The organism is Pseudomonas sp. 43(2021) (genome assembly GCF_017490805.1).
Lineage (GTDB): Bacteria > Pseudomonadota > Gammaproteobacteria > Pseudomonadales > Pseudomonadaceae > Aquipseudomonas.
In genome coordinates this window covers 38,573-63,674 of the sequence record NZ_JAFGYJ010000015.1, presented here as the reverse complement: position 1 = coordinate 63,674, position 25,102 = coordinate 38,573, and the positions used below count along the sequence as shown (strand labels likewise).

20 protein-coding genes and 1 tRNA gene are annotated in these 25,102 nt (G+C 63.6%); 10 read left to right on the top strand and 11 right to left on the bottom strand.

From position 1 onward, the window contains the following. The first annotated feature begins 1 nt into the window (after position 1). Together J5M71_RS14725 and J5M71_RS14720 are read left to right on the top strand one after the other, a co-directional pair. Positions 2-1,111, top strand: coding sequence for a methionine ABC transporter ATP-binding protein (locus J5M71_RS14725; protein ID WP_207833100.1), 1,110 nt, complete (start codon positions 2-4; stop codon positions 1,109-1,111). Beyond that, positions 1,101-1,745 (top strand): methionine ABC transporter permease, encoded by a 645-nt coding sequence (locus J5M71_RS14720; protein WP_207833097.1) that lies wholly within the window; start codon positions 1,101-1,103, stop codon positions 1,743-1,745. Before J5M71_RS14725 ends, J5M71_RS14720 begins: the two co-directional genes overlap by 11 nt. Before the next feature lie 93 nt (positions 1,746-1,838). On the opposite strand, the gene dibA is transcribed toward J5M71_RS14720, so the two are convergent. Beyond that, on the bottom strand, positions 1,839-3,734 hold the full coding sequence (gene dibA, locus J5M71_RS14715; protein WP_207833095.1) for a phosphodiesterase DibA: 1,896 nt from the start codon (positions 3,732-3,734) through the stop codon (positions 1,839-1,841). A 146-nt stretch (positions 3,735-3,880) separates the two neighbouring features. Between dibA and desA the strand changes: the two genes are divergently transcribed. Continuing rightward, positions 3,881-5,065, top strand: a complete 1,185-nt coding sequence (gene desA / locus J5M71_RS14710; RefSeq protein ID WP_207833094.1) for a delta-9 fatty acid desaturase DesA — start codon at positions 3,881-3,883, stop codon at positions 5,063-5,065. Positions 5,066-5,165: 100 nt separating this feature from the next. Next, positions 5,166-6,194 carry a sensor domain-containing diguanylate cyclase gene (locus J5M71_RS14705; RefSeq protein WP_207833092.1) on the top strand — a complete coding sequence of 343 codons (1,029 nt, stop codon included), beginning with the start codon at positions 5,166-5,168 and terminating at the stop codon, positions 6,192-6,194. Between the two features lie 86 nt (positions 6,195-6,280). On the opposite strand, the gene J5M71_RS14700 is transcribed toward J5M71_RS14705, so the two are convergent. From J5M71_RS14700 to J5M71_RS14680, 5 genes are all read right to left on the bottom strand, one after another. Then, positions 6,281-7,540 carry a response regulator gene (locus tag J5M71_RS14700; RefSeq protein WP_207833090.1) on the bottom strand — a complete coding sequence of 420 codons (1,260 nt, stop codon included), beginning with the start codon at positions 7,538-7,540 and terminating at the stop codon, positions 6,281-6,283. Between the two features lie 136 nt (positions 7,541-7,676). Further along, on the bottom strand, positions 7,677-8,954 hold the full coding sequence (gabT, locus tag J5M71_RS14695) for a 4-aminobutyrate--2-oxoglutarate transaminase (protein WP_063914434.1): 1,278 nt from the start codon (positions 8,952-8,954) through the stop codon (positions 7,677-7,679). Positions 8,955-9,137: 183 nt separating this feature from the next. Beyond that, positions 9,138-10,580, bottom strand: a complete 1,443-nt coding sequence (gene gabD, locus J5M71_RS14690) for an NADP-dependent succinate-semialdehyde dehydrogenase (protein WP_015268576.1) — start codon at positions 10,578-10,580, stop codon at positions 9,138-9,140. 338 nt (positions 10,581-10,918) lie between these two features. Further along, complete coding sequence (locus tag J5M71_RS14685) at positions 10,919-12,595, bottom strand: aryl-sulfate sulfotransferase (protein WP_207833088.1); 1,677 nt, start codon at positions 12,593-12,595, stop codon at positions 10,919-10,921. 17 nt (positions 12,596-12,612) lie between these two features. Then, positions 12,613-14,949, bottom strand: a complete 2,337-nt coding sequence (locus tag J5M71_RS14680; protein WP_207833086.1) for a TonB-dependent receptor — start codon at positions 14,947-14,949, stop codon at positions 12,613-12,615. Between the two features lie 192 nt (positions 14,950-15,141). Between J5M71_RS14680 and J5M71_RS14675 the strand changes: the two genes are divergently transcribed. Further along, a complete protein-coding gene (locus J5M71_RS14675) occupies positions 15,142-16,056 on the top strand; it encodes a LysR family transcriptional regulator (protein WP_196183392.1) in 915 nt (304 codons plus the stop codon). A 103-nt stretch (positions 16,057-16,159) separates the two neighbouring features. Here the strand turns inward: J5M71_RS14675 and J5M71_RS14670 are convergent, their stop codons facing one another. Then, the gene (locus J5M71_RS14670) at positions 16,160-17,065 is read right to left on the bottom strand and encodes a TauD/TfdA family dioxygenase (RefSeq protein WP_207833084.1); all 906 of its coding nucleotides are present in this window, start codon (positions 17,063-17,065) and stop codon (positions 16,160-16,162) included. A gap of 37 nt (positions 17,066-17,102) precedes the next feature. Next, positions 17,103-18,140, bottom strand: coding sequence for an ABC transporter substrate-binding protein (locus J5M71_RS14665; RefSeq protein ID WP_207833082.1), 1,038 nt, complete (start codon positions 18,138-18,140; stop codon positions 17,103-17,105). A 297-nt stretch (positions 18,141-18,437) separates the two neighbouring features. On the opposite strand from J5M71_RS14665, the gene J5M71_RS14660 reads away from it, so the two are divergent. From J5M71_RS14660 to J5M71_RS14640, 5 genes are all read left to right on the top strand, one after another. After that, the gene (locus tag J5M71_RS14660) at positions 18,438-20,039 is read left to right on the top strand and encodes an ABC transporter permease (RefSeq protein ID WP_279382368.1); all 1,602 of its coding nucleotides are present in this window, start codon (positions 18,438-18,440) and stop codon (positions 20,037-20,039) included. Continuing rightward, the gene (locus J5M71_RS14655; RefSeq protein ID WP_207833080.1) at positions 20,036-20,899 is read left to right on the top strand and encodes an ABC transporter ATP-binding protein; all 864 of its coding nucleotides are present in this window, start codon (positions 20,036-20,038) and stop codon (positions 20,897-20,899) included. Before J5M71_RS14660 ends, J5M71_RS14655 begins: the two co-directional genes overlap by 4 nt. 96 nt (positions 20,900-20,995) lie before the next feature. After that, positions 20,996-21,072, top strand: a tRNA-Arg gene (locus tag J5M71_RS14650). 160 nt (positions 21,073-21,232) lie between these two features. Beyond that, the gene (locus tag J5M71_RS14645) at positions 21,233-22,963 is read left to right on the top strand and encodes a dipeptidase (RefSeq protein ID WP_207833078.1); all 1,731 of its coding nucleotides are present in this window, start codon (positions 21,233-21,235) and stop codon (positions 22,961-22,963) included. 217 nt (positions 22,964-23,180) lie between these two features. After that, positions 23,181-23,618, top strand: coding sequence for a CBS domain-containing protein (locus J5M71_RS14640; protein WP_063914407.1), 438 nt, complete (start codon positions 23,181-23,183; stop codon positions 23,616-23,618). 6 nt (positions 23,619-23,624) lie between these two features. Here the strand turns inward: J5M71_RS14640 and J5M71_RS14635 are convergent, their stop codons facing one another. The 3 genes from J5M71_RS14635 to J5M71_RS14625 form a co-directional block, all read right to left on the bottom strand. Beyond that, complete coding sequence (locus J5M71_RS14635) at positions 23,625-24,263, bottom strand: NADH:ubiquinone oxidoreductase subunit N (protein WP_207833076.1); 639 nt, start codon at positions 24,261-24,263, stop codon at positions 23,625-23,627. A gap of 68 nt (positions 24,264-24,331) precedes the next feature. Then, positions 24,332-24,574: a DUF2789 domain-containing protein gene (locus J5M71_RS14630; RefSeq protein WP_063914405.1), complete on the bottom strand. Its 243-nt coding sequence runs from the start codon at positions 24,572-24,574 to the stop codon at positions 24,332-24,334. A gap of 61 nt (positions 24,575-24,635) precedes the next feature. Beyond that, positions 24,636-25,094 carry a YbaK/EbsC family protein gene (locus J5M71_RS14625; RefSeq protein ID WP_015268554.1) on the bottom strand — a complete coding sequence of 153 codons (459 nt, stop codon included), beginning with the start codon at positions 25,092-25,094 and terminating at the stop codon, positions 24,636-24,638. Positions 25,095-25,102: the final 8 nt, after the last annotated feature.

Here is a 25,102-nt window from a genome sequence, read left to right as displayed (position 1 = left end):
CATGAGCCAGGCCAGCGCGCTCCGGGCGCCCACCTTACAACCACTGCCGTCAACGACCAGGGAGCAGGCCCTGCGCCCGGAGGTCAATGAAGCCCACGTGCGCTTCATCGGCCTGGGCAAGACCTACCCGGGCCAGGCGCAACCGGCCTTGCAAGGCATCGACCTGAACATCCGCCGTGGCGAGATCTTCGGCATCATCGGCCGCAGCGGCGCCGGCAAGTCATCATTGCTGCGCACCATCAACCGCCTGGAACAACCCAGCCAGGGCCGGGTGTTGATCGACCAGGTGGACATCGCACCCTTCGACGAGGACCACCTGGTGGCCCTGCGCCGGCGCATCGGCATGATCTTCCAGCACTTCAACCTGATGTCGGCCAAGACCGTGTGGCAGAACGTCGAGCTGCCCCTGAAGGTGGCCGGTGTGGCCAAGGCCGAACGCCAGCGCAAGGTACGCCAACTGCTGGAACTGGTCGGCCTGCAGGAAAAGCACCACGTTTACCCGGCGCAGCTGTCCGGCGGGCAGAAGCAGCGCGTGGGCATTGCCCGGGCGCTGGTGCATGACCCCGAGATTCTGCTGTGCGACGAGGCCACCTCGGCGCTGGACCCGGAAACCACCGCTTCCATTCTCGAACTGCTGCGCGACATCAACCAGCGCCTGGGCCTGACCATTGTGCTGATCACCCACGAGATGGCGGTAATCCGCGATATCTGCCACCGGGTGGTGGTGCTGGAACGCGGAGAAGTGGTCGAGCAGGGCGAGGTCTGGCGGGTGTTTGGCTCACCACGCCACGAGGTCACCCGCACCTTGCTCGCGCCGTTGCAAGCCAGGTTGCCAGCCGCGCTGCAAGCCAGCCTGCGGGCCAGCCCGGCGAGCCGCGACAGTGCCGTGGTGCTGAGGCTGACCCTGCTCGGCGAGCCCGAACTGTCTGCCCTGTTCAACGACCTTGGTGGCCGCGTGCGCCTGCTGCAGGGCGGTGTGGAAACCATTAGTGAGCATGCCCTCGGGCAGCTGATCCTGTCGGTGCAGCACTCGCCGCACGACCCCCATCAATTGCTGGAACGCGCCCGCCGCTGGGCCGAGGACGTGGAGGTACTGGGCCATGTGGTTTGATCGCCTGCTGGAAGGTTTGCTCGATACCCTGCTGATGGTCGGCGTGTCGTCGCTGATCGCCCTGCTGGTGGGGGTACCGATGGCGGTGCTGCTGGTCACCAGCGACAAGGGCGGGATCTTCGAGGCACCGCTGCTGAACCGGGTGCTGGGCGCCTTCGTCAACCTGTTCCGCTCGATCCCGTTCCTGATCCTGATGGTCGCGCTGATCCCCTTTACCCGCCTGGTGGTGGGCACCACCTACGGCGTGTGGGCGGCGGTGGTACCGCTGACCATTGCCGCCACGCCGTTCTTCGCGCGGATTGCCGAGGTCAGCCTGCGTGAAGTCGACCACGGCCTGGTGGAAGCTGCGCAAGCCATGGGCTGCCGGCGCTGGCACATCGTCTGGCATGTGCTGCTGCCCGAGGCGCTGCCAGGGATCGTGGGGGGCTTCACCATTACCCTGGTGACCCTGATCAATTCCTCGGCCATGGCCGGAGCGATCGGTGCCGGGGGCCTGGGGGATATCGCCTACCGCTATGGCTACCAGCGCTTCGACAGCCAGATCATGCTGACCGTGATCGCCATGCTGGTGGCATTGGTGGCGTTGATCCAGCTCGGTGGCGACCGGTTGGTGAAAGGCCTGAACAAGCGTTGAATTCTTCGCGGGCACGCCCGCTCCCACAGGTACTGCACAAGGTTTGAATACAACGATATCCCTGTGGGAGCGGGCCTGCCCGCGAAGGGGCCTTCAACCCCAGCGAAGATCCCCGGCAGGCACCGGTCGCCCGAACCAGTAGCCCTGCCCCAGCTGACACAGCTCCAGCAGCAGGAAGCTGGCCTGCTCTGCCTGCTCGATGCCCTCGGCATGCACCTGCATGCCCATGCTTCGGGCCAGGGCGATGATCACCCGGACGATCGCGATGTCGTCCTCATCCAGCGGCAACCCGGCAACGAAGCCCTGGTCGATCTTCAGCTTCTGCACCGGCAAGCGCTTTAGGCGCAACAACGATGAATACCCGGTGCCGAAGTCGTCGATGGCCAGGGTCACCCCCAGTTCACGCAGGCGATGCAACTGCTCCAGCGCCACGTCCGGGTCTTCCATCACCGCGCTCTCTGTCACCTCCAGCTCCAGCAAGGCCGGGGCCAGGCCGGTGTCGTGCAGCGCTTCAGCCACCTGCTGGTACAACTCGTGCTGGCCAAACAGGCGGCTGGAAATGTTCACCGCCACAAAGGCCAGCTGCCGGCCTTCGCCCTGCCATTGCACCATCTGCCGACACGCCTGGCGCAATACCCAGGTGTCGATCTCGGCAATCAGCCCGGTGCGCTCGGCAATCGGGATGAATTCACCTGGCGGTACCAGGCCGCGCTGGGGGTGCTGCCAACGCACCAGGGCCTCGACGCCGACCTGGCGGCCGGTCGCCAGGTCGTGCACCGGCTGGTAGAACACTCGCAGCTCGTCCTGCTCCAGGGCCCGGCGCAGCTCGCCGGCAGTTTCGACCCGGTGCTGGGCGTGGGCAGTCAGCTCTTCGGTGTACAACGCATAGCAGGCTCGCCCGCTGCTCTTGGCCTTGTACAAAGCCGAGTCGGCGTTGCGCAGCAACTGCTCGGCACTCAAGGCATCGCTTGGGAACAGGCTGATGCCTGCGCTGACACTGATGAACAGGCGGTTGCCGTCGAACAGAAATGGCTCGCGCATGCGCTCGATGATGCCCTGCGCCAGCTTGCCCGCCTGGCCGACCTCCTGGCAGTTCTCCGCCAGCACGCCATATTCGTCGCCCCCCAGACGCGCCAGAGTCACGCCGCTGCCCAGCACTTCACCCAGGCGCTCGCCGACCAGCTTCAGCAACTGGTCGCCGATGGTGTGGCCAAGGCCGTCGTTGATACTCTGAAAGTGGTCCAGGTCCAGTAACAGCAGGGCACAACCGCGCTTGTTGGCCTGGGCTGCGGCCAGGGCCTGCTCGACCCGGTCCGTGAACAGCAGGCGGTTGGGCAGACCGGTCAGCGGGTCGTGGTGGGCCAGGTAGGCCAGTTCCTGTTCCGAATGCTTGATCGCGCTGATGTCGCTGAACACTGCCACGTAATGGCTGAGCTCACCTTCGTCGTCGTGAATGGCACAAATGGTCTGCCACTGTGGGTAGATTTCGCCGCTCTTGCGCCGGTTCCAGATTTCACCGCTCCACTCGCCGCTTTCCGCCAGGGTGGCGAAGATCTGCTGATAGAACGCCAGGCCATGGCGGCCCGATTTGAACTTGCTCGGGCGCTGGCCGATGACCTCGTCCTGCTGATAGCCGGTAATACGCATGAAGGCACGGTTGACGTGCACGATCAGGCCCTGGCGGTCGGTCACCAGCACGCCCTCGAGGGTGCTGTCGAACACGGCGGCAGCCATACGCAGCCGTTCGCGGTCTTCGCAACGCAAACGCGCGCCACGGCCGATGAAATTGAGCAGACGCACCCGCGACACATAGATCAGCAAGGCACTGAACAGCACCCAGACCACCACGTTGATCTGCCGGCCCACATTCAGAGCCAGAGGGTCGTCAGTCATGCCGCGCAGCACCACCTCGGCCAGCGTCAGCCAGAGGATCGAGAGCACCACATACAGCGCAGCCATGCGCAAGGCGTCGCGAACGGAAACAGACATGTCGGGTGCAATTGCCCATAGAAAGTGATGGGGCATTATAAAGGCTGAAACATGTCGTGACCTCCTATCTGAACGGGTGACTGTATTTATTTCCCGCCCAAGGGATAATCAGCCCCTCCTCCTGCATTCCGAGGGTATTTACACCTATGTGGTACAACGGCCTGCTCGACTTGTCGGCCTGGCAACTGGTCGGCATCACCCTGTTGATGACCCACGTGACCATCGTCAGCGTCACGGTCTACCTGCACCGCTACTCCGCGCACCGGGCCCTGGAACTCAATGGCGCGCTCAAGCACTTCTTCCGTTTCTGGCTGTGGCTGACCACGGCACAGAACACCCGCGAATGGACCGCCGTGCACCGCAAGCACCATGCCAAATGCGAAACCCCCGATGATCCGCACAGCCCGCTGTACAAGGGCCTGGGCACGGTGCTGCGCAAAGGCGCCGAGCTTTACCGGGAAGAGGCACGCAACCCCGAAACCCTGCGCATCTACGGCAAGAACTGCCCGGACGACTGGATCGAGCGCAACCTCTACTCGCGCTACAAGCTGGGCGGCATCGCACTGATGGCGGTGATCGACCTGCTGCTGTTCGGCACCATCGGCATCACTATCTGGGCGGTGCAGATGATGTGGATTCCGTTCTGGGCCGCCGGCGTGGTCAACGGCCTGGGCCACGCCCTCGGCTACCGCAACTTCGAGTGCCGCGACGCCGCCACCAACCTGGTGCCGTGGGGCATCGTCATCGGTGGTGAAGAGCTGCACAACAACCACCACACCTACCCCAACTCGGCCAAACTGTCGGTCAAGCGCTGGGAGTTCGACATGGGTTGGGCGTGGATCCGCCTGTTCTGCCTGCTGCGCCTGGCCAAGGTGCAGCGCGTGGCCCCCATCGCCCACCGGGTGGCCGGCAAGGCAAGCCTGGACATGGACACTGCCATGGCGATCCTCAACAACCGCTTCCAGATCATGGCCCAGTACCGCAAGCTGGTGATCGGGCCGCTGGTCAAGCAGGAGCTGGCCCGCGTCGATGCCTCGCTGCGCCACCACTTCCGCCGCGCCAAGCGCCTGTTGTCACGCGAGACCAGCCTGCTGGAAGACCGTCATCATGTGCGCATCGAGTCGATGCTCGCCCACAGCCAGGCGCTGAAGACCATCTACGAAAAACGCCTGGCCCTGCAGCAGATCTGGGCGCGCACCAGCGCCAACGGCCACGACATGCTGGCCGCCATGAAGGACTGGGTACACGAGGCCGAAACCAGCGGCATCCAAGCCCTGCGCGACTTCGCGGCACAACTGAAGACCTACTCCCTGCGCCCGACCGCCGCCTGACCGCCGTTGATCGGCACGCCCCCTTGGCGGGGCGTGCCGCCCGGAACTTCGCCCCTTCGTTTACACTCAAACTCGGCACATCGCCCGCGTGGCGGGCCAGATGCTGGCCGCACGCTTACACGCCGAGACCCGCTCCGTGCACATGGCCAAGAACATTCCAACGACACTGCCTGGCCCCCCCCCTCCGGAGGCCGCCCAGACCTTGCTTGCGCTGCTCCACGCCCAGGGCGAGGTTGCCCGCCTGAGCGAGCGCGAGCAGCTGTTCAGCTCCCTGCTCGACAGCGTCAACGCTGTGCTGTGGGCCTTCGACTGGGAAACCCGCCAGGTGCTGTACGTCAGCCCCGCCTACGAGCGCATCTTCGGTCGCCCGGCCAGCCTGGTACTGGCTGACTACAACGAGTGGCGCGACAGCATTTACCCAGACGACCTGGAGTTCGCCGAGCGCAGCCTGGCCCAGGTACTGCTGAAGGGTTCGGTGGAAGACCGCGAGTACCGCATCCTCAATGCCGACGGCCAGCTGCGCTGGCTGAGCGACAAGTGCTACATCAACCAGCAACGCGATGGTGACCGGGTGATCATCGTCGGTATCGCCGAAGACATCACCGAGAAGAAGCAGCTCGAAGGCGAACTGCAGCGCCTGGCCACCACCGACGTGCTGACCCAGAGCAGCAACCGCCGTCACTTCTTCGAGTGCGCCCAGCAAGCCTTCGACAGCGCCCGCGAAGACGGTACGCCACTGGCCTTCCTGCTGCTGGACATCGACGACTTCAAGCGCATCAACGACAGCTACGGTCACCAGGAAGGCGACCAGGTGTTGCAGCAAATCGCCGATAGCGGCAAGGCCGTGCTACGGCGTGGTGACCTGTTCGGGCGCATTGGTGGCGAGGAGTTCGCGGCTGTGTTCCCGGGCTGCACTGCCCAGGTGGCGGAACAGATTGCCGAGCGCTTGCAACGGCAGATCCAGCGGCTGAGCTTCAGCCATGGGGAGCAGACTTACGGAGTGACGGTGAGCCAAGGGGTGACCGGCCTGACTGACGAGGATGTGGCGCTGGACACCCTGTATGCCCGGGCCGATGCGGCGATGTACCAGGCCAAGCGACAGGGCAAGAACCAGATCGTCCGCGGCTGACTGCCTTACACAGTACTTGCTGGCCTGTACGGTCCCTGTGGGAGCGGCCTTGTGTCGCGAAAGGGCTGCAAAGCAGCCCCTGGATCTCAGCTGGAAACCTCGGCCTCGGCTACCGGCGGCTCTTCCTGCGGCTTCACCTCCGGGTTCTCCACCTTACGCAACCGGCTCAGCTCCGGCAGGCCAAGCTTGAGCAGGCGCGCGGTCTTGCTGCTGGCCACCTTCTCCAGCCCCTGCCCAGCCGGCAGCCGCGACAGCTGCCCGGCCAGGTTCATGGCCAGGATCTCCCGCGAGTAAACCCCACCGCCCAACTGGTAGATCGCCGCGATCAACTCGCGCAATCCCAGCGGTAGCCGCCAACGCGTACGCAACGCCGAGCCAAACGCAGCGCCAAACTCGTTGAGCGACAGCTGAACCTGGTCCTCATCCAGTTCGCCCCCGGCCAGTCGCCATTCCTGCAAGCAGCGCAGCACCGCCAGGTCGCCCAGGCAATGCAGCAGTCCTGCGCAGTAGCAACGCCCCTCATCCAGTTCAAGCATGCGCGCCAAGGTCCGCCCATATTCGGCAGCGTGCAGCGAAAGGTCCCAGTAACGGGCCGCATGCTCGGCCAGCAGCGGGTCGCTGAGGCGTGCGCTGCGCTTGAGGGTCATGCCCAGGATCAGGTTCATGCTCTGGGTGCTGCCAAGCTTGTTCAGGGCCTGCAACAACGTCTGCACCGGTACTTCGCGGTGCAGCGCTGCGCTGTTGGCCGCAGCGATCAGGACGGCGGTGATCTGCGGGTCCTCCTGCACTTCCTCTTCGAGCACCCTCAGGTTCAGGCCGTGGGGGTTGAGCGCGCGCTTGATCGCCACCTGCACATCGGCCAGCAGCGGCCCACCATCGGCGCTGGCTCGGCGCTGTTCCAGATAGGCCGGCAGGCTGGCGCCTGGTTGCAAGGCTGGTGCCGGGCAAGCGATCTCTTCGCCAACCGCCAGCAGCAGCTCTTCCAGACGCTTGCGCAGGTTATCCAGGTCAAGCGGCTTGCTCAGGTAGGCCGTGGGGTGCAGGGGCAGCGCCTCGCGCACACTGGCGCTGTCACTGCGGTTGCTCATGAGGATGAACGGCAAACCCGAGCCTTTGGCGCGCACCTTGCGCAGCAGGTCGAGGCCATCGACGCCGGGCAGCTCGCGGGCGGCGATGATCAGGTCGGGTTTGCTGGACAAGGCACTGAGCGCCTGCGAACCGTCGGCGCAGACCTGCAGGCGGGCATCACAGCGCACGCTGAGCAGCATTTCGCTGAGCATGTCACGTACCCAGGGGTCGCCTTCGACAATCAGCACGCTTGGTGGGGTGGGGTTTGCAGCGCTCATCGCCAACTCCTGAAATTCCCTGACACGCAGTCCGTCGCAGCTTCCTAAGCGAGTCCTGCCACAACGATAGCGCCAGGTGGGATGTCTGGGCACAAAAAAAACCCGCCGAAGCGGGTTTTTTCTGAAGCACATCACATCAGGCGATTTCAGCGAAGCACTCTTCGATGATAGCCAGGCCTTTGTCCAGCAGTGCGTCTTCAGCGGTCAGCGGAACCAGAATACGCAGGACGTTGCCGTAGGTGCCGCAGGACAGCAGGATCAGGCCCTTCTCGCGAGCCTTGGCGACAACCTGGCCAACAGCAGCAGCGTTCGGGGTGTGAGTGCCTTTCTCGAAGACTTCGACAGCGACCATCGAGCCCAGACCACGGACGTCACCGATGATCGGGTACTTCTTCTGGATTTCGCGCAGGCCAGTGGTCAGGCGCTCACCCACAGCTTTGCTGCGGTCCAGCAGTTTCTCTTCTTCGAACACTTCGATCACGGCCAGGGCCGCGGCGCAAGCGATCGGCGAACCGGCGTAGGTGCCGCCCAGGCCGCCCGGAGCGATGGCGTCCATGTACTCGGCCTTGCCGCACACACCGGCCAGCGGGAAGCCGCCAGCGATGGATTTGGCGAAGGTGGTCAGGTCAGGCGCAACGCCCATCTGTTCCATGGCGAAGAAGGTGCCAGTACGGCCAGCGCCGGTCTGTACTTCGTCGGCGATCAGCAGGATGCCGTGCTGGTCGCACAGGGCGCGCAGGCGCTGCATCAGCTCTTTCGGCGCTGGCAGGAAGCCGCCTTCGCCTTGTACCGGCTCGAGGATGATCGCGGCGATGTCGCGCGGCTCGGCGTCGTTCTTGAAGATGCGCTCGACCGAGGCGATGGCGTCGTCAACGCTGATGCCGTGCAGTTCGCTCGGGAACAGGGCGCGGAAGATGCCACCTGGCATCAGGCCCATGCCAGCGGAGTACGGCACGACCTTGCCGGTCAGGCCCAGGGTCATCATGGTACGGCCGTGGTAGCCGCCGGTGAAGGCGATGACGCCAGCGCGGCCAGTGGCGGCACGGGCGATCTTGACGGCGTTTTCAACGGCTTCGGAGCCGGTGGTGACCAGCAGGGTCTTCTTGTCGAAGTTGCCAGGGACCAGCTTGTTGATCTTTTCGCACAGCTCTACATAGGGTTCGTAGGCCAGCACCTGGAAGCAGGTGTGGCTGACCTTGGTCAGCTGCTCTTGCACGGCCGCAACCACTTTCGGGTGCAGGTGGCCGGTGTTCAGTACTGCGATGCCGCCGGCGAAGTCGATCAGTTCGCGGCCTTCAACGTCGATCACGGTCGAGTTCTTCGCGGTATCGACGAAGATCGGGTGGATCTGGCCAACGCCACGTGGGACGGCGGCGACACGACGTTGCATCAAGGATTCGTTGGTCTTGCTCATAATGCCCTCATTGCGCCGGTCTGGAGTGGCGCTTTTATTCGGGGGTGGCTGGGAGTGCTCGCGAACAGTATTCGTTGATCGACTGCCGTGAACGCCCTGGCCACCAGGTACTGCGATGTAAAAAAGGCCAGCGAGACGTCGCTCTCGCGCCCCGCTGGCAGAGGTAAAGCCGTTACCGTGCGATCAGACGCTGATGCACAGGTATTTGATTTCGAGGTAGTCCTCGATACCGTACTTGGAACCTTCGCGGCCCAGGCCCGAAGCCTTGATGCCACCGAACGGTGCTACTTCGTTGGAAATCAGGCCGGTGTTGATACCCACCATGCCGTATTCGAGGGCTTCGGCAACACGGAACACACGGCTCATGTCGCGGGCGTAGAAGTACGAGGCCAGGCCGAACTCGGTGTCGTTGGACATGGCGATGACTTCGGCCTCGTCCTTGAAGCGGAACAGCGGCGCCAGCGGGCCGAAGGTCTCTTCCTTGGCGACGGCAGCGGTCTTCGGTACGTCGACCAGAATGGTCGGCTCGAAGAAGTTGCCTTCGATGATCTTGCCACCGGACAGGACCTTGGCGCCTTTGCCAACGGCGTCTTCGATGTGCTCCTGGACCTTGGCGACAGCCTTGCCGTCGATCAGCGGGCCAGTGGTGGTGCCTTCTTCCAGGCCGTTACCGATCTTCAGCTTGGCAACCGCGGCAGCCAGCTTCTGGGCGAACGCGTCGTAGACGCCGTCCTGCACGTAGATACGGTTGGCGCAGACGCAGGTCTGACCGTTGTTGCGGTACTTGGAGATGATCGCGCCCTCGACCGCCTTGTCCAGATCGGCGTCGTCGAACACGATGAACGGGGCGTTGCCACCCAGCTCCAGGGAAACCTTCTTGATGTCCTTGGCGCATTCTTCCATCAGCTGGCGACCGATTTCGGTCGAGCCGGTGAAGGACAGCTTGCGAACCAGGGAGTTGCCGGTCAGTTCACCGCCAACTTCGCCAGCGCTGCCGGTAACCACGCTCAGCACGCCAGCCGGGATGCCGGCACGGTGGGCCAGTTCGACCAGAGCCAGGGCGGAGTATGGGGTCTGCGAGGCAGGCTTGAGCACCATGGTGCAGCCAGCGGCCAGGGCCGGGCCGGCTTTACGGGTGATCATGGCGGCCGGGAAGTTCCACGGGGTGATGGCCGCGGTAACGCCGATTGGCTGCTTGATGACGATCAGGCGCTTGTCTGGCTGGTGGCCCGGGATGGTGTCACCGTAGACGCGCTTGGCTTCTTCGGCGAACCACTCGATGAACGAAGCGGCGTAGGCGATTTCGCCCTTGGCTTCGGCCAGCGGCTTGCCTTGTTCGGTGGTCATCAGGCGAGCCAGGTCGTCCTGGTTCTCGATCATCAGTTCGAACCAGCGACGCAGCTTGGCCGAACGCTCCTTGGCGGTCAGGGCACGCCAGGCCGGCAGGGCCTTGTCGGCGGCTTCGATGGCGCGGCGGGTTTCCGCGGTGCCCATCTTCGGCACGGTACCGATGACTTCACCAGTGGCCGGGTTGGTGACCTTGATGGTCTGGCCGTTGTCCGCATCCAGCCACTCACCATTGATGTAGGCTTGCTGGCGGAACAACTGAGCGTCTTTGAGCTGCATGTCGGCTTCCCGAATTGTTGATTGTTGAAAAGCGCCCAAGGCAGGGCATCGAGCGTTTGAAATCTCAAACGAATGCTAAGCGGCTGCTGGGGTGTTGGACAATAGGCTGTTCGAAAAAAAGAACGAATGGTTGAACACCCTGGCGGAAATTTCATCATTTGCATAATGGCAACGGGCCTCTTCGCGGGCACGCCCGCTCCCACAAGTACCCCACCGGTTTCGAACTCGGTGCAGTACCTGTGGGAGCGGGCGTGCCTGCGAAGAGGCCAGTACAGGTTAGACGAACGCGCTGAAGGAAATGTGATGGGAGGACCGACGGCCCTCCCGGAAGGGGCGGATCAGAAGGCCTTCGCCAGGTCGATCACCAAGGCGCGGTAACCCACACTGCCCGGCTGTCGGCTGTGCACCTTCAGCTCCACCAGCACCTCCTGGGTCCCGCGCCGCACCTCGTTGAGCACGGTGGTGGTCAGTTTCTCCGGGGTCAGGAAGTTCACCGACGCCGAGTAGATGAACTGGGTGTCGGTCTCCGGCCGGTAGGCCACCACCGAGGTCACCGGGCTGTACCACTCGTCGCCGCGCTCCTTGCCGTATTCCCATACCTGCTCGACCGTGCCCTTGGCCTCGTCGATACGGTACTCCACCGCCCTGCTGTAGTTGCCGGTCAGCCTGGTTGGCGCAAAGTCGCGGCCCCAGCCGTTGTCGAACACGGTCAGCGTGCCTTTGCCGGTCAGCCAGGCGGTATGCTGGGTCCACGACCAGTCGAAGCTTTCGCTCGCCACCGGCGTCAGTACTTTCTTGCGCAGACGCTCAGGCCAGCCTTGGGGCGAGGCGAGAATCCACTTCACCTGCTTGTCGCGGCCTATCTTCACCACGCCCTGATGCCGTGCTGAAACGATGATGCTGTCGCCATCAGCGTCGTAGTCGATGGCATTGACGTGTGCCCAGTTACGCCCGGTGCCCCCCCCCGGAGTGTCACCAAAGGGCAAGTCGCCCTCGGCCAGTTCGTTGGCCAGCCGTTCGTCCTGTTTCTGCACCCCGGGCGGCAACTGGATGGCTGCCTTGCCCAAGGTTTCCAGCAGGTCGCCACGGTACGGGTCGAGGATCTGGTTGAGGTCCCAGAAGTCCAGCACATCACCGGCCTCGTTGACCTCGATGATGTGGTCGCGGATCGAGCGCACGCGCTTGCCGTCGGGCCGGCGATAGTCGCTGGTGCCCACCCGCAGCAGGTAGGTGCCATTGGCGGTCTCGCGGATTTCATGGGAGAAATCGGCAAACTTGTCGGGCAGCGTGCGTTGCCAGATGCGCCGGCCCAGCAGGTCGTACTTGGAATAGGTCTGGCCCTGCCCCCAGATCAGCTTGCCGTCGCGGGTCTGCTGGAAGCCCATGGTGCCACCCAGGCCATCACGGCGGTTGGAGTCGTGGATCTGCTCGATGTCCAGGTACCAGCGCACGTCGCCATTGCTGTCGGCGATCCAGTTGTTGCCCACCTGGTCCCATTCCGCCGCACCGCCCTGGGCATTCCACTTGAAGGCACGACCGCCCGGGATGTCCCCCTGCAGGTGGTTGAACAGGTACAGGCGCTTTTCAAAACCTGGCGCTACCTTGACTGGCTGCACCTCAGGCAAGGCGGCGGTCTGCCTGGCCACCACCGGCAGGCGCACCGCTGGTGCGTAGATCTGGTACTGCTCGCGGATACGCTCGCCGTCGAACTTGTAGGTCACTTCCACCTGGTTGACGTGATCCGGGTACAGGCCGAATACCGGGATACCGCCGTAGGTCCACAACGAGCGGTCGGACACCTCGTAGGCAATATCCACACCGCGCTCGCCCCGCCCCAACACGCGTACGTGCGCAGCACTCAGGCTGCGCCCACCGTCGCGAATGATCGCGGTCAGCGGCGCCAGGCGATACGGGTTGACTACCACGTCGCCGAGCAGCGCCTCGTCACGCTCGGGGACCTTGGCGGTCAGGCAGGCGCCTTCAGGCAATGCAGGGGTTTCGGTCTTGGCATTCATGGCATAGCTCCTTGTGCTCAGAAGTCGTAACGGGCGGTGGCGCCGAAAGTGCGCGGGGTGCCAAGCACGCCGGCATAGCCACCGTTGGCGGAGTTCCACAGGCTGGTGAAGTAGGTCTTGTCGCCGGCGTTCTTCACCCACAGCGACAGGTCGACCACGCCGTCGCCCTGGTCCAGGCGCACACCGGCGGAAAGGTTGACCAGCGCGTAGCTGGGGATCTGGCCGAAATCGGAATCGTCGATGGTGCCCACCGCCTTCGAGCGGAAGGCGTAACTGGCGGTGACATAGGGTTCGATGTGCTCGCTGGCCTGCCACTTGTACTGGGTGTTCAGGTTGGCGATGTACTTGGAGGCACCGACCACCTGGTGGCCGGACAGGTCGCAGGTGGCAGTGGCATTGGCCAGGCTCACTTCAGGCGGGCATGGGGCGTCCTTGTAGTCTGTGTAACGCACGTCGTTCCACGAGCCGTTGAAGTTGACCGTGAGGCCGCGCACCGGCAGCGCCGTGGCTTCGAACTCCAGGCCACGCGAGCGCACGCTGCCGGCGTTGGCCAGGTACTGCACGCGGTTGATCTGGTCGTACACGTTGGCCTGGTAGCCATGCACTTCGGCCCAGAACAGGTTGGTATTGAGTTGCAGGCGGTCGTCGAACAGCGAGCTTTTCAAGCCGACTTCGGCGTTGTTGACCCGCTCGGTGCCGACCAGCAGCGAGTCGGTGCCCAGCCGTGGCGCAGCGCCAACGGTAAGGTTGATACCGCCAGACTTCTCGCCGTGGGTCAGGGTGGCGTAGCCCAGCAACTGCTCGTTGAAGCGGTAGCTCAGGCCCAGCAGGCCGGAGGGGCTGAAACTGTACTGGTTGAGATCACCTGAGTCGTAGGCCCCTACCCGGCCCTGGCGCGCTGCTGCGGCGGCCCCGGTTACTGCTGCGCCACCGGTTGGTGCATCGCGGGTCACCCAGGCGCTCTTTTCTTCGTAGGTGCCGCGAATGCCGGCGGTGAAGTCCAGACGGTCGGTGAGGTGCCAGGTACCCTGGGCAAACAGGGCATAGCTGTCGGTATCGATATGGCCGTTGCCGATGGTGTCGACGTTGGCCAGGGCACCGGCCGGGGTGAGGTTCCAGATGTCCGCCTGCGGCCCGTAGAACGTGAAGGATTTGTTGTCCAGGTCCTGCTTGAAGTAGTACGCGCCCAGCACGTAGTCGAAGGCACCACCGGTGGGTGAGGCCAAACGGATCTCCTGGGAATACTGCTTGTCGCGCACCGATACCCCGGCGCTGTAGAACACCGGCACGTTGAGGCCGTCATCGTTGCGCGGGGTGAAGTCCCACCAGCGGTAGGCGGTGATCGAGGTCAGGGTGAAGTCGTTGGGCAAGGTCCAGTTGGCCTCCACCGAGGTACCGCCCTGGAACACCGTCACTTGCTGGTCGGCGTCGAAGTTGACCTTGCGGTGCTTGCCCGACACCAGCGTCGCGCCAGCCTGGGCGGCCAGGCTTTCGTAGCGGTTGACGCCATTGATGGTCGGCCCGGTGCTGTACAGGCTGAGGATGCCATTGTCGGAATCTTCTTCGTTGTATTCGCCGATCCAGCGCAGGTTGAAGGTTTCGCTCGGCTTGAACAGCAGCTGGGTACGAAAGCCCTGGCGCTTGCCGCCGTTGAGGTCGTCGCCGTTGTGGATGTTCTTCACATAGCCGTCGTCCTCGGTGCGATAGGCGCTGATGCGCCCGGCCAACGTGTCGCTGATCGGCCCCGAGAAGCTGCCTTGGGTTTGCAGGTAGCCGTCTTCACCAATCGACTGCTGGATGCTGCCCTCGCGGTGGAAGGTGGGCTTGCGCGTGGTGATGTTGAGCACGCCGGCGGTGGTGTTCTTGCCGAACAGCGTGCCTTGCGGGCCGCGCAGCACTTCCAGTTGCTCCACATCCAGCAGGTCGAACACCGCCATGCCGGGGCGGCCGAGGTAGACGTTGTCCAGGTAGATGCCGACGCTGCCTTCCAGCCCATCGCTGGCCGGGTTGTTGCCCAGACCACGGATCGAAATGCTCGACTGGCGGGCATGAACGTAAGCGACGTTGGTGCTGGGCACCAGTTGCTGCAGGTCCTGCACGCGGTAGATGCGCTGGCTTTCCAGGGTTTCGCTGTCGAGCACGCTGATCGGCGTGGGCACGCTTTGCGCGGTTTCTTCGCGGCGGCGGGCGTTGACCGTGACAGTGCCGAGCTTGGCTTCCTGCTCCACCGCCGGGGTGGCACTGACCGGCTCTTCGGCGAAGCTGACAGAGGACGCCGCCAGCAGTACGCCGGCAGCCAAGGGTTGCAAGGTGAAACGCGACGCGCGCGCAGGCCAACGGGAAACTCCGGACATGCAAATGCTCCTTGAGGCATGGGCCCTGGCGAGCATTTCCGTTGGCGGAACCGAATCGCGGTCAGTCGGGCTTATATTCTTTTAGGCGATATAAATATTTGTAATTCATATTTTGTGGAATAAGTGACTCCCTTTATAAGGGGGCTAACCCTTGTCAGCAATTGCATTCGACCGAAAGTTTCAATGTAAAAAATGCATATCGATCTCCGTCAGCTGCGCCACTACATTGCCCTTGTCGAGCACCGCAGCTTCGTTGCTGCGGCGGCGGCGGTGAACCTGTCGCAATCAGCGTTCAGCCGCAGCATCCAGACCCTCGAGCACAACATCGGCTGCCGCCTGGTGGACCGCGCCAGCAAGGAGCTGGCGCCAACCCGCCAGGGCTTGCTGGTGCTGGAGCATTCGCGGCGGCTGGTGCATGGCGCGCACAACCTGGTCAACGAGATTCACCAGTTCAATGGCGCCACCACCGGCGTGGTGCGCTTCGGTTCCGGGCCGGCGCCGGCCGGGGGGCTGGTACCGCGGGCGGTGGCACGCTTCGTCGCCGAATACCCCGCGGCGCGTACCTGCTTCCAGGTGGATAACTGGCAGGCGCTGAACCGCAAGCTGGTTGCCGAGGAGATCGAGTTCTTCGTCGCAGACACCCGTCAGTTCGAGTCCGACCCGGACTACCAGGTGCACAAGCTGGCGCCGCAGCGCTGGCATTTCTGCTGCCGCGTCGGGCACCCGTTGACCGAGCGCGAAAGCGTGCGGGCGCGTGACTTGTTCGACTACCCCCTGGCCACTACCTTCCGCCCGCCGAACATCCGCAAGATCCTCAGCGACCTCAGCGGGCGGCAGGATTTTCTGCCGACGGTGGAGTGCGAGCATGGCTATGCATTGCTGAATGTGGTGATGCATTCGGACACCATCGGCATTGCCTGCAATGCCAATTTGCGGCCGTATCAGCGTGACGGGGGATTGGTGGCATTGCAGCTGGCCGACCTGACGGTGGAGCAGGAGGAAGCGTTCTACACCCGCTATGGGGTGGTGAGCCGGGTGGGGTATGGGCTATCGCCGTTGGCTCAGGGGCTGGTCAGGCAGTTGATTGCCTGCGATACCGAGGTGTGACCGACGGGGCACCCCTGTGGGAGCGGGTTTACCCGCGAATACGATGGCGAATTCATTGACGCATTCGCGGGTAAACCCGCTCCCACAGGGTCTTCTACATCCCTCAACCTTTGCGGGTTGTCCGGCTCAACTGGCCATCCACCCCGACCGGCACTTCACCAGCCAGGGTCACCCGCCGCACCACACGTGGCTGGGTGCCGTAATCATCCACCGCATAATGCTGCGTCGCGCGGTTATCCCAGATTGCCACGTCCCCCGCCTGCCAGCGCCAGCGAACCGTGTTCTCCAGGCGCGTCACATGCCCTTGCAGCACCGCGAACAGGTGTTGTGAATCCGCCAGCGAATAACCTTTGATGCGCTTCACGAAGTGCCCCAGCTGCAGCACCCGCTCGCCACTGATCGGGTGCACGCGCACCACCGGGTGCTCGGTCTCGTACACCGTGGAGGTGAACACTTTGCGATAGCGCTCCAGCTTGGCCGCGTCCACGTCGGGCTTCGCGCTGGCGTAATCGTATTCGTTGCTGTGCACCGCCCACAGTCTGTCGGCCAGCTCGCGCAGCGGCTCGGGCAGCTCCTGGTACGCCGTGGCGGTGTTGGCCCACACAGTGTCGCCACCGGATGCCGGCGCCACCACGCTGCGCAGGATCGAGGCCTTGGGGTAGGCATCGACGAAGGTCACGTCGGTGTGCCAGGAGTTGGCCCGCTGGCCTTCGGCGCCATCGAGCTGCAACAGGTAACTGGTGCCGTCGACCACCGGCACGGTGGGGTGGGCGACCGGCTCGCCGAGCAGCTTGGCGAAGGCTTCCTGGCTTTGGTCATCCAGGTGGGTCTGGCCACGGAAGAAGATCACCTTGTGCTTCACCAGCGCGGCCTGGATGGCATCGAGGGTGGCGGCATCAAGGTCGGCGGACAATTGCACCCCGCGAATTTCGGCGCCGATACGGCCGGCAACAGGGTGAATGTCGAGTTCGAGGGTTTGTGGCGCGGAGGCCAGGGCAGCGTTGCTCATGGTCGTGTCCTTGCGGTCATTGTCGGGGCTTTGGGATTCAGCGGGCGGCCTGCACGGCCTGATTCTGTTGCAGGGCGGCATCGAGGAAGCGGGGTTCGATCCAGTCGGCCACCTGGAAGCCACGGCGGATCAGGCGCTCCTTGGCGGCCAGGTCCACGCCCTGTTGCAACTGGCCGACGAATTCGGCGTCCAGCCGTGGATCGAAGTAATGGGCCAGGTCTTCCGTGGCCAGGTCGTCGCTGAGGATGCTGCGCGGCCAGTTGGCATTGCTGGCCACCAGCTCGACGTAGGCCTCGCGGTTGTGTTCGTCGCGCAGCCAGGCGCTGGCCTGTTGCTGGGCATTGACCAGGCGCTGTACCAGCTCGGGGTATTTGCGGATGAAATCGCCAGTACCCAACAGCACCGCCTGGGTACTGCCGGCACCTGCCAGGTCACGTGAGTTGACCGGCAGCTCTACCAGCCCGCGCTCGCGTAGCGACAGCAGGTTGGACAGCCCCCAGGTGGCGTCGATCTGCTTGGCGGCCAGTGCGGCATTGGCGGCGTTGAAGTCCAGGTTGATCACCTTCAGCTCGCGCTCGCTAAGCCCCTGGCTGGCCAGGGCGCTGGCGAACGACAGCTGGTTGGCGGTGCCACGGAACACCGCCACGCGCTTGCCCTTGAGGTCGTGCAGGGTCTTGATGCCGGAACCGGGCACCACGCCCAGGTAGCTCTTCACCCCACGTACGCCCGCCGACAGCACGCGGGTGTCCAGGCCGTTGGCCTTGCCGACGATGGCGGCCAGGTCGCCGAGGTAGGCGAAATCGGCCTGGCCGTTGGCCAACGCTTCGTTCACCACCGGCCCGGCGCCCTTGAAGAAGTGCCAGTCGATGCGAATGCCGTCCTTGGCGAACTCCTTCTCCAGCAGTTGCTGGTCACGCAGCACGTCGACCACGCCACCGGCGCTGGGCTTGCTGCCCGCGCTGAGGTCGGGCACGGCGATGCGGATGCTTGCGGGCTTGGCCGGTTCAGCCGCGTGGGCGCTGAGGGTGAAGGCCAGCCCGAGGGCGGTGATCAGGTGGCGCAGCGGGGTTTTCATGGCAAGGCTCCTTGGCAGGCTGCCACCGGCGATGGCCGGCGCTTTGGCCAGAAGCTAGGCAGGTCTGGTTAGAACCTACAAAGATCAAAACTTCATTCTTCAGTAACTGGAAGGCATAAATCAGGCGGCATGCGGGCCTGCGGCTGGCTTGCGGAAAATGCATGGAAAATATGAGGAAAACGCAACGGCGAGAGGCTTCCGTATGCATGAAGCGCATGCTCTTATCTCTTGAAAGTCATTTTTTGGAATTTTTAATTCCCTAAATGAATAATCTAACAAGGCTTCGAGAGATGGCCGATGAATGGAATTCTGAGCAGAGGTCGGGGATGGCTCCGGGGGTCGCTACGCGACCCTTTCGCGACGCAAGGCCGCTCCCACAAGGATCGCGCCCGCTTGTTGCCCTGGGTCTTGCCTGTGCTGGTTGCGCTGCTGTGGGTAGTGGCCAGCCGGGAGCACTGGATGAGCGAGCAGATTCTGCCGGCGCCAGCATTGGTATGGCAGAGCGCGGTGGAGTTTGGTTCCGGCGAGCTGTGGGGGCACCTGTGGATAAGCTTGCAGCGGTTGTTCTGGGGGCTGGCGGTCGGCATCGGCAGCGGGTTGCTGCTGGGGGTCTGGCTGGGTGCTTCGCGGCGGGCGCAGACGCTGGTGCTGCCGACCTTCGTGGCGCTGGCACAGATTCCTACCCTGGCCTGGATCCCGTTGTTCATGCTGTTCTTCGGGATCGGCGAGTTGCTCAAGCTGGTGGTGCTGGTGAAAGCCGTGGTGGTCCCCGTTACCTTGCACACGCTGGTCGGTGTACGGGATGCCCAGCCCAAGCTGCGAGAGGCCGCTGCGGTGCTGCGCCTGCCTCGCCATCTGCTGTTCCTGCGCCTGCTGCTGCCGGCTGCCCTGCCCGCCTTCCTCACCGGCGTACGCCTGGCCCTGGCCACCGGCTGGACCTCACTACTGGCGGTCGAACTGCTGGCCTCCAGCGAAGGGATTGGCTACCTGATGGTCTGGGGACGACAGCTGTTCATGCTCGACCTGGTGCTGCTGTGCATCCTGGTGATCGGCCTGGTCGGCGCACTGCTGGAGCACGGCTTCTCGGCCCTGGAAAAGCGCCTGCTGTACTGGCCGCAAGCGGCCACAGGGGAGCAGCACCGTGGCCCCGTGCCGCGGGGTTGGCAAAGCCTGCTGCTGCCACTGGCACTGTTGGCCCTGTGGCAGGCCAGCAGCAGCTTTGGCTGGGTCGACAGCAACATCCTGACCTCGCCACTTGAAGTGTTGCGTACTCTGCTGACCGGCCTGGCCGATGGTTCGCTGCCGCAAGCCTTGCTGCTGAGCCTGCAGCGCGCTTTGGCCGGCTTGCTGCTGGGCGGTAGCGCTGGCTTGCTGGTCGGTTTGCTGTTGGGGCTTTCGGCCAATGCCGAACGTATCTTCGGGCCCAGCCTGTCGGCATTGCGTCAGGTGGCGCTGTTTGCCTGGGTGCCGCTGCTCACGGCCTGGTTCGGCCTGGGTGAAGGGGCCAAGCTGGTATTCGTCGGCATGGCTGCGTTCTTCCCCTTGCTGATCGCCACCCTGCGCGGCATCGCCAGCCTCTCGCCGCAGCTGGGTGAAGCCGCGCGCACCCTGCGCCTGAACCTGTGGCAACGCCTGCGCCTGCTGGTGCTGCCCGGCGCAGCCCCGGCCATTTTTGCGGGCCTGCGCCTGTCGCTGATCTACGCCTGGCTGGGCACCATCGGCGCCGAATACTTCATGCCCTCGGACGGCGGCATCGCCAGCCTGATGATCGGCGCCCAGCAACTGTTCCGCATGGACCAGGTAATGGCCGCCATGCTGTTGATCGGCCTGGTCGGCGCCCTGCTCGGCACCCTTGGACAACGCCTCGAATCACGCGCCACGCGCTGGAGAACCGCATGAACGCCTTCAACACCTCGCACCTGCACGCGGCCAACCAGCCCGATGCCACCCCACCCCTGGTCAGCTTCGAGGGGGTCGGCAAAGTGTTCAGCGTCGATGGCCAGCCGCTGGAAGCCATCCGCAACTTCAACCTGTCGATCAACCAAGGCGAATTCATCGCCATCGTCGGCGCTTCCGGCTGTGGCAAGTCCACCCTGTTGCGCCTGCTGGTAGGGCTGGATACCGACTACAGCGGCAACATCCGTGTCGACGGCCACACTGTCAGCGGCATTGGTAGCGAACGCGGCATCGTGTTTCAGGAACACCGGCTATTCCCCTGGCTGAGCGTGGAACAGAACATTGCCCTGGGCCTGGTCAACGAACCGCTAACCCAGGGTGAACGCGCGCGGCGGGTACACGAGTTCGTGCAACTCGTGGGGCTGGTCGGCTTCGAGTCGGCCTACCCACACCAGCTGTCCGGCGGCATGGCCCAGCGCGTGGCGATTGCCCGAGGCCTGGTAGCCAGCCCGCGGATCCTGCTGCTCGACGAGCCGTTCGGCGCGCTGGATGCACTGACCCGCCAGCAACTGCAGGACGAGCTGCTGGCCATTCGCGAACGGGCAGGTATCACAACGTTGCTGGTGACCCACGATGCCGAGGAGGCGACATATCTGGCTGATCGGGTTGTGGTGCTGGAGCCACGTCCTGGCAGGATCAAGTCGGTCATCGAGATAGATCTGCCACACCCACGGTTGCGTACGGGCGTGGCACTGCACGGGCTGCGCGAGAAGGTGCTGCACCAGATTACCGGCGACGGGGGCTACCTGCCGTTGCCAGCGCGCCGGGTGGAAGGCCTGCGGCCAGAGCTGATCGCACTTTGAACCGAACGGCATGGCCAACTCGGTCGGCAGGTAAAAACGGCTACAGATCAAGGCGATGGACGCCATCGGATCAGATGGGTATCATGCGTGCGCGTTGCACTCGTAGCTCAGCTGGATAGAGTACTGCCCTCCGAAGGCAGGGGTCGTGGGTTCGAATCCCGCCGAGTGCGCCATATCAAAAAGCCCTGGGCCTGTGCCCGGGGCTTTTTCGTTTGTGCGACATGTCGCGTTTCTGGCACTCCCGTACCACCGGTCATTGGTGTTAGCGTGGGCGTCTTCCCGTTTCCCGACGGGTAACCCACAACAATGATTGGCGAAGGAATGCGCACAACCATGCACCTGAAAAAACTTACAGCCACAACCCTGCTGCTGGCCAGCATCGGCCTGTTCACCCAGCCGGCACAGGCCAACCTTACCCAGCAGCAGTCCGCAGCCATCGTCAAAGCCTTCGACGGCAGCGACCCAAGCGACTTCAAGCAGTTCCTCGGCAAGCTCAAAGGCAGCGACCTGGCCAAGGCCGACAACCTCGCGGCAACCCTGGATGCCTACCTGGCCGGCAAGCCATTGGCCGCCGAGCAGCAGAACGAGATCAACCGCCTGCTCGGCCTGTATACCCGCATCAAGTACGGCAAGGCTGCCAGCGAAACCCTGCGTGAACTGGTGGCCATCCCCACCTTCAACGTCGAAGGCACGCCGCAGCACGAGAACCCCGAATTCCTCAGGATCGCCGACAAGATCAAGGCCCTGGCCGACAGCTTCGGCCTGGCTTTCCGCAATATCGACAACCGGGTCTACGAGATTTCACTGGGCAGCGGCAAGGAAGTGGTCGGCATCCATGCCCACGCCGACGTGGTGCCGGTCAACCCGGACAACTGGAAGCTGGCCGATGGCACGCGCCTGGACCCGTTCAAGGTCACCTTGGTCGGCGACCGCATGTACGGCCGTGGCACCGAAGACGACAAGAACGGCATCGTCGTGGCGATGTACGCACTGAAAGTGGCCAAGGACGAGAACCTGCCGCTGGCCCGCCAGTTCAAGCTGCTGATCGACACCACTGAAGAAACCAGCGGTGATGCCATCCCCTACTACTTCGAGCGCAACCCCACGCCCGACTACAACCTGGCCCTCGATGGCGGCTACCCGGTGGTCATCGCCGAGAAAGGCTACGGCACGATCATGGCGAGTTTCAGCAAGCGCCAGGCCAGTGGCAAGGGCGCCGAGATCGTCAACCTGACCGGCGGCCTGGCCACCAACCAGATCCCGACCACCTCGGTCGCGACCCTGGTCACCGACAACCCGGCGAAGCTGGCCAGCCAGCTGGAAAAGGCCGGCGCCGATTACGTGAAGCGCAATGGCGGTGACTTCAGCATCGCTGCCAAGGCCGAGGGCAAACAGGTGTTGCTCACCGTGACCGGCGTTTCCGCCCACTCTTCGGAGCCGGAGTCGGGGGTCAACCCGGTGGCGCGCATGCTCGGTTTCATCAACGGCCTGGGTCAGCAGGTGCCGCTCAAGCACAACCACTTCACCGACGCCGCCCGCTACGCCGCCGACAACTGGGGCCTGGACTACCTGGGCAACAAGCTCGGCGTGGCCTTCAAGGACCCGTTCATGGGCCCGCTGACCGCTTCGCTGACCTTTGTCGGGGTGGATGAGAAAGGCCTGAAACTGGCGGTGAACCTGCGCATTCCGAAAGGCAAGCCGATTGCCACGATCAAGGACGAACTGGCCGACAAGCTGGGCAAATGGACCCGGCAAAGCCACACCTCGGTGGCCTTCGACTACAGCCTGGACGAGCCGATGTACCGCAACCCCGAGGGCGAATGGGTCAAGGCCTTGCTTGACGTGGCGACCGAGAACCTGGGCATGAAGCACGAGTTCGGTACCTCGGCGGGTGCGACCTCGGTACATGACCTGCCCAACGGCGTGCAGTTCGGCCTGGCCATGCCGGATGTGAAGTACACCGGGCACAACGACAACGAGTTCAAGACCGTGGAACAGTTCATGCTGGACTTGCAGGTGGTGAGCGAAATGGTGGCGCGGATCGGGCAGATGCCGAAGCTCTGATTGGCTGTACCGGCCTCTTCGCGGCTAAAGCCGCTCCCACAGGGATCGCACAGGTTTCGATGTGGGAACGGCTTTAGCCGCGAAGAGGCCGACACAGGCGATCAGTCATGACGTTTTTCAATCGACTCGATGCCGTTTCCTGCATTGCCGTGCAGAGCGCCGTGCCGGATGCTTTATTTACTCCGAGACATCGCTTTTTCCATCCGCAGAGGCCCGTATGAAGACCGTCGAACAGATCCTCAAGACCAAGTCCCAGCACCAGACCGTGTACACCATCGGCCCGGATGACTCGGTACTCGACGCCCTGAAGCTGCTGGCGGAGAAAAACGTCGGTGCGCTGCCCGTGGTCGAGGGCAACCAGGTGGTGGGTATCGTCAGTGAACGGGACTATGCGCGCAAACTGGTGCTCAAGGGGCGCTCATCCGCAGCTACCCCCGTGCGCGAAATCATGAGTGCGCCGGTGGTCACCGTGGAACCAAAGCAGAACCTCGAGTACTGCATGAACCTGATGACCAATCGCCATCTGCGCCACCTGCCGGTGGTCAGCAATGGCGAGCTGCTCGGCCTGCTGTCGATCGGCGACCTGGTCAAGGAAACCATCGCCGAACAGGCCAGCCTGATCCTGCAACTGGAGCAATACATCCGCGGTGAATGAAACGCCTCAATGGTAGGCGCGCTCCAGCTCGTCCAGCTGATGGTCGAAACTGCGCAGGCGCGCCGACCAGGTATACACCAGCACTTCCAGGTCCCGGTTGAGCACGGCGGTATTGCCATGGCCGCTGCGGGTTGGCTCGCCCAGATCCAGTTGGTAGCGTTCACGGGCCATAGCCTGGGCAACGCTGGACAGGTCGCGGGCATTGGCCAGCCAATGGTGATGGTGGTCATGAATTTCGCGGTCGAGCAAGCGGCACTGGCGTTTCAGGGCATCCAGGCTCTGCTCCAGCGGCGTGCCCTTGAGCTCGCCCATGACCTCTTCGAAGGTACGCCCCGAATGCCAGTAGCTGCCCCAGAAATAGCGGTCGAACACCGTCTCGACGCGGCGCAGCGCGACTTTGGTGTTCCAGATGGTCAGCAACGTTCGCCCCTGCACCACTTCGCGCTTGTTCAGGTGCAGCTGCTGCCAGGCAATCCAGGCCAGCGCCACCAGTGCAACCGCCACAGTGACAGCGGCAGCGGCATACAGGAAATGCACCGCCTGGGTCATCTGTTGCGTCTGCCTGATGCCATAGAAATAACTGGCCGTCAGGGTGCCCAGGATCGTCACGGAGCACCAGAACCCTGGTGCGTAGGGATCTTTCATCGCGCTATCCCCTCTTGTTTTCCTGAGCATAGCAACGGCCAATCACTCGTCAGGTGCCACTCGGCGCTTTATTTTCGAGGGCGACGCAACGCTTCGTTGAGTTGATCGAACGGCTCCGCCCAGTCGGCGTCCTCGTTGATGCTGTCCTTGAGAAACTCGCGCTGGGAAGCGTTCCAGAACGGCGCATCCACCAGCTTGATGTCGTTCTTAAGTGGCGAGTGGCTGGCGATGAACTGATCGATGCTTACCGCATCGTCAGGCAGGCCCAGTTGTTTGAACAGCTCGGCAAACGGATGGATCGGCGCTTCCATGGTTCCTCCTGAGAGCCAGGCAAGCCGTCCACGACGCCCGCCCGGCATTGGTGTGAAAACATCAGCACAGCTCGCGCACTTCGGCGTGCGGCACCAGTTTCATGTACTGCTCCATGCTCATGTGGATCAGGTGATCGTGGTCACCCGCTTCCAGGTAGACATCGCCCTGACGGGTCAGGCTCGGGTCGACCAGCATTTTTATCTGGTAGGCATCGCCAAGGGCCGGTACGGCACCGCGCTCGCAGTCGCCGAACAGGCTCGGCAGGCCGCTTTCACGGGTCAGTTGCCAGGCCCCGGACATGCGCACCTTGGTCATGTCCAGATGCCGGTTGGCCGGTAGCACGGCCATGATGTAGTTGCCATGACGGTCATCGAGCATCACCGACTTGGCGACCCGCTCGGCGGGTACGCCGGCCGTACGGGCCGACTCCAGGCTGGTAGCCGAATGTGGATGGGGAATGATGTCGTAGTCGCAGTTGGCCTTGTCCAGGCGATCCTGCAGGGTCTTTGCCATACGCATGATGCACC

What these genes read in the sequence shown, in the direction of transcription:
- dibA (WP_207833095.1), bottom strand. Translation starts at nt 3,734, where the DNA reads ATGTCTGTTTCCGTTCGCGACGCCTTGCGCATGGCTGCGCTGTATGTG.
- J5M71_RS14645 (WP_207833078.1), top strand. Translation starts at nt 21,233, where the DNA reads ATGCACCTGAAAAAACTTACAGCCACAACCCTGCTGCTGGCCAGCATC.
- gabT (WP_063914434.1), bottom strand. Translation starts at nt 8,954, where the DNA reads ATGAGCAAGACCAACGAATCCTTGATGCAACGTCGTGTCGCCGCCGTC.
- J5M71_RS14640 (WP_063914407.1), top strand. Translation starts at nt 23,181, where the DNA reads ATGAAGACCGTCGAACAGATCCTCAAGACCAAGTCCCAGCACCAGACC.
- J5M71_RS14655 (WP_207833080.1), top strand. Translation starts at nt 20,036, where the DNA reads ATGAACGCCTTCAACACCTCGCACCTGCACGCGGCCAACCAGCCCGAT.
- J5M71_RS14670 (WP_207833084.1), bottom strand. Translation starts at nt 17,065, where the DNA reads ATGAGCAACGCTGCCCTGGCCTCCGCGCCACAAACCCTCGAACTCGAC.
- gabD (WP_015268576.1), bottom strand. Translation starts at nt 10,580, where the DNA reads ATGCAGCTCAAAGACGCTCAGTTGTTCCGCCAGCAAGCCTACATCAAT.
- desA (WP_207833094.1), top strand. Translation starts at nt 3,881, where the DNA reads ATGTGGTACAACGGCCTGCTCGACTTGTCGGCCTGGCAACTGGTCGGC.
- J5M71_RS14685 (WP_207833088.1), bottom strand. Translation starts at nt 12,595, where the DNA reads ATGAATGCCAAGACCGAAACCCCTGCATTGCCTGAAGGCGCCTGCCTG.
- J5M71_RS14630 (WP_063914405.1), bottom strand. Translation starts at nt 24,574, where the DNA reads ATGGAAGCGCCGATCCATCCGTTTGCCGAGCTGTTCAAACAACTGGGC.
- J5M71_RS14680 (WP_207833086.1), bottom strand. Translation starts at nt 14,949, where the DNA reads ATGTCCGGAGTTTCCCGTTGGCCTGCGCGCGCGTCGCGTTTCACCTTG.
- J5M71_RS14660 (WP_279382368.1), top strand. Translation starts at nt 18,438, where the DNA reads ATGAATGGAATTCTGAGCAGAGGTCGGGGATGGCTCCGGGGGTCGCTA.
- J5M71_RS14635 (WP_207833076.1), bottom strand. Translation starts at nt 24,263, where the DNA reads ATGAAAGATCCCTACGCACCAGGGTTCTGGTGCTCCGTGACGATCCTG.
- J5M71_RS14700 (WP_207833090.1), bottom strand. Translation starts at nt 7,540, where the DNA reads ATGAGCGCTGCAAACCCCACCCCACCAAGCGTGCTGATTGTCGAAGGC.
- J5M71_RS14720 (WP_207833097.1), top strand. Translation starts at nt 1,101, where the DNA reads ATGTGGTTTGATCGCCTGCTGGAAGGTTTGCTCGATACCCTGCTGATG.
- J5M71_RS14675 (WP_196183392.1), top strand. Translation starts at nt 15,142, where the DNA reads ATGCATATCGATCTCCGTCAGCTGCGCCACTACATTGCCCTTGTCGAG.
- J5M71_RS14725 (WP_207833100.1), top strand. Translation starts at nt 2, where the DNA reads ATGAGCCAGGCCAGCGCGCTCCGGGCGCCCACCTTACAACCACTGCCG.
- J5M71_RS14665 (WP_207833082.1), bottom strand. Translation starts at nt 18,140, where the DNA reads ATGAAAACCCCGCTGCGCCACCTGATCACCGCCCTCGGGCTGGCCTTC.
- J5M71_RS14625 (WP_015268554.1), bottom strand. Translation starts at nt 25,094, where the DNA reads ATGCGTATGGCAAAGACCCTGCAGGATCGCCTGGACAAGGCCAACTGC.
- J5M71_RS14705 (WP_207833092.1), top strand. Translation starts at nt 5,166, where the DNA reads ATGCTGGCCGCACGCTTACACGCCGAGACCCGCTCCGTGCACATGGCC.